Origin of the sequence: uncultured Clostridium sp. (genome assembly GCF_947039605.1) — a bacterium.
Classification (GTDB): Bacteria; Bacillota; Clostridia; order Clostridiales; family Clostridiaceae; genus Sarcina.
The window spans coordinates 1-5326 of sequence record NZ_CAMQZG010000088.1 but is presented as its reverse complement, the minus strand read 5'-3'; the positions used below and the strand labels follow the sequence as shown (position 1 = coordinate 5326).

The following is a 5326-nucleotide window of genomic DNA, read 5'->3' as shown; positions in this document are numbered from 1 at the left end:
TATGATATTATATCATGTCCGAATATTTTATGTTCAATTTATTGTAACCCATCCACTTTTTTATTATTAGATATAGCTACAAACTTTGAATCTTATGAGTCAACCGAATTAACAATTCCACTCTAAAATAAAAAGAACCTAGCAAAATTTCTTTCACTAAGTTCTAAAAAAACTCCCAAGCCCACCCTCATTTATAAGCCAACATATGGTCATAACTTTGCACAATAACTTTACTCTTGTAACAATACTGAACTTATCAATTATTATTCGTAAATCAGTTCCGTATCTACTATCAAGTGCTAATTCACACCTCAATTAGCAGAGCTTATGTTCACCCTTATAAACTACCACAATACAAATTAAGAAAGAATATCTGTTGTCCAGTTTAATCCTTGTAACTTTGTATCTAAAATTCTGTATTCTTTTGAAAGTTCATCTATTTCTTTTCTCTTCTGTGTAACATTCACAGTACTCAAAATTCTTATTTCTTTATTAGAATATCTATCAATCTTATTAGAAGCTGCTGTAAGAAAAGCTCTTAACACAGATAATTTCAAACCTAAAGCATCTCTTTTAGCTATCATATCTGAAATACTCTCATTATCTATAACTACAAAACTATTAGTCTTATTTATCTTTTTTATAAAATTCTCAAGTTCAATAATATTCTTATTTAACTCATTTAAAAGAATACTTGGATCTTCTGCTGGTATATCTCCCTCTTGGATTTTAGCATTTTTAATTAATCTATCTTTTAAACTTGCAATTCTTTTCTGCAAGTCTGCTCTTAAATTTAAAGCCTCAGCTAATTTCATACACAATCAACCACCTTTTAATTTTTAAATTTCTTAACTTCTTAACTTGGTTTAATTATATCTATATTTGATTTAGCATGAAATAAACTTGTAGTTTAATATTTATAGAAATAATAAATCAAAAATAGCCTTTCCTAAAATTTAAGACAAAAGAAAAAAGCACTCCATCGAACAAAGATAAATAGTGCTTTAACTTAAAAAATTATTCAAATTTCCAATAGCCCTAAAACAAATAAATGTTCTAAGGATTGCCTAGTGTTGACGCACTAGGCTTTTCTTATTTATATTATAACAAATTAATTTATAAATTCAAAAGAAAATTTCTTGAAAAATTACATTAATTCCTCACCAATAAACTGCGGAATATTTATCCCAGCATCTACAAATATTTGTTTAAGAACTAAAAACTTATAAACAGGGTCTTTAGTAATCTTATCAAGTGATGGCTGAAGTATCTTCGCAGTTTCAAATGCTAATCTATAACGCTCCATCTTTTCTGTACTAAACTTTCCAAAGTCAGATAGATTATGTACTGCTTCTGGTTTTTGAATATTCTCATTAGGAAGCTCTGCTCCATCCATAACATAATAGCCCTTTTCTCTAAGAGTTGGCATAACATCTCTTCTAATCCAATTTCTAAATTCCACACCTAAAGGCATTTCTGTATAAGTTAAGAAACCATACAAACCAACTTCATATAATATAATTACTTTTGGAGCATACTTTGTATCACCTAATTGCTCTGAAAAAACCTCCTTAAAGTTTTTTAATTCATCACCATCTAAAACATCATACTCTATTCCGAGTTCAAATTTTTCTCTTCTAATACAATTCATAATAGGCTTTGATTTATGAATATATCCAAAAAGACTTGCAACATCAACTGCAACCCAACAAGGTTTATCATTCCATACCAAACTATAAAATTCCTTATCTCTAAATTCCTTAACTATTAAATCATTCATTACACTTTCTCCTTTTTAAATCTAATTTTCATATCTTAAACAAGCTGATTCTTCTTATTTCAAGGTGATGGTTTTACAGACCATCACCTTTGAAAAGCATTGAAACTAAACACCTCTAACCTGTGGATAACTTTTCATTAATTTTATCCACAGCCTTTCATAAAATTTAAAACAAAAAAAATCCTCTAAAGATACCTAGTACTAAACTAAATATCTTTAGAGGATACATTTCAAAATCATATAATATAATCATCAAAACAATTCTCTATAAAAATCTTTAAACTCTTTTTGTATAAAAACTCAAAAATTGAACATAATACAATAGAAGTCTTTGATTTTAGGATTCTTTAGATAGTATCAGTATCTTTTGAATTTACAAGTGCACCAACACTTATAAAATCATGGACTTTTTTTACTTTGATATTATCTTGCCCCTTAATTTTAAGAATATACACACATAAAAATAGGTCATCAAATTAAATTTGATGACCTATTAACCATTGTTAGAACGTTCTTAACTCTTCCTCTATAAACGATGGAAGCTCAAGTCCTGCATCAACAAAAATTTGTTTAAAAAATAAAAACTTATAAACAGGGTCTTTAGTAATCTTATCAAGTGATGGCTCAAGTATCTTAGCAGTTTCAAATGCTAATCTATAACGCTCCATCTTTTCTGTACTAAACTTTCCAAAGTCAGATAGATTATGTACTGCTTCTGGTTTTTGAATATTCTGGGTAGGAAGTTCTACACCCTCCATAACGTAATAGCCCTTTTCTCTAAGAGTTGGCATAACTTCACTTGCAACCCATTCTCTAAATTCAATTCCAAGTGGCATTTTTGTATAAGCTAGGAATCTATATAATCCTCTTTCATAGAATATAATTATTTGTGGTGCAAACTTTTGCTCACCTAATATCTCTGCAAATGTTTCTTTAAACTCTTTTAACTCATCACCACTTAAAAATTTATAATCCATTCCTTCCTTAAGTTTTTCTCTTTGAATACAATCATTAATTGCTTTTCTTTTATTTGAATATCCAAAAAATTCTGCAATCTCCATACCAGTCCAACAAATTTCTCCACCCCAAATTAAACTATTAAGATTTTTATTTTTAAATTTTTTAGTAATTAAATCACTCATTTTATTTTCCTCCTATTGAATTTTATTTATTTTCAAGGTCGACCCCATAACGGGTACGACCTCTACATACATTGCTATCACTAGCTTTATCCTATAGATAACTTTGAAACTGACTATTTTTACTCTAAAATTGTTCCTATATTTTATAAATCTCCACCAACCTGTGGATAACTTTTCATTAATTTTATCCACAGCCTTTCATAAAATTTAAAACAAAAAAATCCTCTAAAGATACCTAGTACTAAACTAAATATCTTTAGAGGATACATTTATATAAATGAAAATCTCCTTAGCCATTATTGGCTAGGGAGATTTTTTTCAAGAAAAACCATCTTAAAACCCTTAGCAAGTAAACGAGCTACTGTCCACAGTCCAACAATAGCTACATTTTTCATACTTAGCACTTCCTTTAACATCAATATTAAAGTTAGCTTTTGCTAAATCATAGTTTCGTATACAATGCCTATATATAAATCTTTCTATGGCTACTTTCTTATTCCCTTATACTGCACCCTAACTTTATTATGATAAAAAACTGTTATAGCTTGTTTAGGGCATACATTTACACACCTATTACAAATAGTACAATCACCCTTTGAATTAATCTTATTATTATTTATAAACAGATTCTTTTTAGGACATACCTTAACACAAGCAGAGCATAAAATACAATCATCATTTACTTTTACATCATCTTTTATTTTTTTCTCTAGCTTAGTAAATCCCTTTCTTTGTAGATTATATCCTAAGAATTTAGAAACTTTATTAAACCCTCTTTTTTTAATAATCTTCGCATTAATATTATCGCAAACTTCACTTAATTTTTTCTCTGCCTTAGCAACTTTCTTTTTTAACTTATCTCCATTTTTCACATTAATGACAGGTAAATTAGGTAAATTATTAGGCATGTTAAAATGCTCTGCATAAATAACCTCAAACTCTACTCCTCTAAGCAAATCTACAAATACTCTAGCACCATCCCCTGAAAATAACATCTGAGTACTAAGTATTATAAGCTTTTTATTATTTAAATAACTCTTATACTTATCTACAAAATCACTCATTATAAGTGGTACAGATGAACCATATATAGGATAGCAAAACGTTATTATCTCACTTTCTAAAATTATTTCTTTAAAATCAACCTCTTCTTCTATTGAATAGCTCTTACCATTCATTTTCTCTGCAAACTTATTTGCTATATACTTTGTATTTCCTGTTCCTGAAAAATATAATACTAACATAAAAATACTCCTTAAATTTTTAAATATAATTCTAACTCTTAATACAATTATATTTAAAAACTACAAATTATACTTCTGAATTCGTGCTATCTTACTTTTTATAAGGAATATAAACATCAAAAATATAATGATTTTTCTCCTTATTGGCAAGCTTAATTATATTAAATATTTTTCTATTATCTAAATCAAATTTCACCTTAGATTTTGGCATCCAAATACTAACTATACCTTCAAGTTTCTCAAATATATCTTCATTAGTCCCTTCTAAATGATATAAAAAATAATTTCCACCCTTTATAACTTGAGTATTATATGGAATATCAATTATCTTATTTGTAGTCATGCACAAATCTATTATGCACTTATCAGCCTGTGTAATAATTGGATCATCATTTGTAATCTCAATATTTAAACTATCCTTATCATAATATTTCTTATATTTCTCTAAAAACTCATTCCACTTATTATCTAAATCTATATAATCCCCCATATACCTTTCATAAATAACAGTTCTATCATCTAAAACTACTTTCTCCATCTGTTTATCAAAATACTCAAAATCCATATCACTCAAATCTGCAAAATAATTATCAGTAGATTTAATACTACTCCTCGTAAACGCCTCCTTATATACTTTTGGAGAAGTACTATAATGATTCTTAAATGCTACACTATAATTTGATGAACTATATCCATAAACCTCTCCTGCCTGTGTAATAGATATATCACCATCTATAATAATATCCATTGCACTTTTCTCAAGTCTAAGACGCTTTATAAAAGTATAAACACTCTCCCCAACCTCATTTTTAAAAACTCTATTAAAATAATACTTTGAAAAGCTACAATGCTTAGCCACATCATCAACTTTAATATCTTTCTCTAAATTATCTTTAATATAATTAATAGCCTCAATAATTATCTTTTGATACATACCTTTCTCTCCCTACTTACTTTATCTATAAATATTTTTTCTAACTAATTTATTATCATCATTTTATCATAAACCTTATTATTAACACCTAAACGAATAGGTTTAATGATATATTAATATGCTCAAAAGCAAATAAACTTTTATCCACAGCCTTTCATAAAATTTAAAATAAAAAAAATCCTCTAAAGATACCTAGTACTAAACTAAATATCTTTAGAGGATACAT

6 protein-coding genes are annotated in these 5326 nt (G+C 27.5%); all 6 read right to left on the bottom strand.

Going from position 1 to position 5326, the window contains the following annotated elements; all coding sequences use genetic code 11:
- Positions 1-156: 156 nt before the first annotated feature.
- A complete protein-coding gene (locus tag Q0V24_RS16890; RefSeq protein WP_297523315.1) occupies positions 157-315 on the bottom strand; it encodes a hypothetical protein in 159 nt (52 codons plus the stop codon).
- 44 nt (positions 316-359) lie between these two features.
- Positions 360-815 carry a DIP1984 family protein gene (locus Q0V24_RS16885; protein ID WP_297523313.1) on the bottom strand — a complete coding sequence of 152 codons (456 nt, stop codon included), beginning with the start codon at positions 813-815 and terminating at the stop codon, positions 360-362.
- 332 nt (positions 816-1147) lie between these two features.
- Entirely contained in the window at positions 1148-1780 is a 633-nt protein-coding gene (locus Q0V24_RS16880) for a BRO family protein (RefSeq protein ID WP_297523311.1), read from the bottom strand.
- A gap of 503 nt (positions 1781-2283) precedes the next feature.
- Positions 2284-2922 carry a Bro-N domain-containing protein gene (locus tag Q0V24_RS16875; RefSeq protein ID WP_297523310.1) on the bottom strand — a complete coding sequence of 213 codons (639 nt, stop codon included), beginning with the start codon at positions 2920-2922 and terminating at the stop codon, positions 2284-2286.
- A 485-nt stretch (positions 2923-3407) separates the two neighbouring features.
- On the bottom strand, positions 3408-4166 hold the full coding sequence (locus Q0V24_RS16870) for an EFR1 family ferrodoxin (protein WP_297523308.1): 759 nt from the start codon (positions 4164-4166) through the stop codon (positions 3408-3410).
- A 91-nt stretch (positions 4167-4257) separates the two neighbouring features.
- On the bottom strand, positions 4258-5100 hold the full coding sequence (locus Q0V24_RS16865; RefSeq protein ID WP_297523306.1) for an AraC family transcriptional regulator: 843 nt from the start codon (positions 5098-5100) through the stop codon (positions 4258-4260).
- Positions 5101-5326 lie beyond the last annotated feature (226 nt).

Coding starts and splice junctions, on each gene's coding strand:
- Q0V24_RS16885 (WP_297523313.1), bottom strand. CDS start 815: ATGAAATTAGCTGAGGCTTTAAATTTAAGAGCAGACTTGCAGAAAAGA.
- Q0V24_RS16880 (WP_297523311.1), bottom strand. CDS start 1,780: ATGAATGATTTAATAGTTAAGGAATTTAGAGATAAGGAATTTTATAGT.
- Q0V24_RS16875 (WP_297523310.1), bottom strand. CDS start 2,922: ATGAGTGATTTAATTACTAAAAAATTTAAAAATAAAAATCTTAATAGT.
- Q0V24_RS16870 (WP_297523308.1), bottom strand. CDS start 4,166: ATGTTAGTATTATATTTTTCAGGAACAGGAAATACAAAGTATATAGCA.
- Q0V24_RS16865 (WP_297523306.1), bottom strand. CDS start 5,100: ATGTATCAAAAGATAATTATTGAGGCTATTAATTATATTAAAGATAAT.